This is a genomic window from Actinoplanes sp. DH11 (genome assembly GCF_020873875.1).
GTDB lineage: Bacteria > Actinomycetota > Actinomycetes > Mycobacteriales > Micromonosporaceae > Actinoplanes.
Window position 1 is genome coordinate 1 of record NZ_JAHWGU010000173.1, and the last position, 406, is coordinate 406.

Here is a 406-nt window from a genome sequence, read left to right on the forward strand (position 1 = left end):
TCCTGTACAAGCGATACCAAAATTCCATATCAGGCTGCAGTAAAGCTCCACGGGGTCTTTCCGTCCTGTCGCGGGTAACCTGCATCTTCACAGGTAGTATAATTTCACCGGGTCTCTCGTTGAGACAGCGCCCAAGTCGTTACACCTTTCGTGCGGGTCGGAACTTACCCGACAAGGAATTTCGCTACCTTAGGACCGTTATAGTTACGGCCGCCGTTTACTGGGGCTTCGGTTCGCACCTTCGCTTCCGCTAAGCGCTCCCCTTAACCTTCCAGCACCGGGCAGGTGTCAGCCCCTATACGTCGCCTTTCGGCTTCGCAGAGACCTGTGTTTTTGATAAACAGTCGCTTGGGCCTTTTCACTGCGGCTCGTTCGGGCTCTTCACCCAAACGAGCACCCCTTCTCC

The 406-nt window shown here is 54.9% G+C and carries 1 rRNA gene; it reads right to left on the reverse strand.

From position 1 onward, the window contains the following. Window positions 1–406: ribosomal RNA gene (locus LPA41_RS41285) — 23S ribosomal RNA — on the reverse strand; the annotation flags it as partial.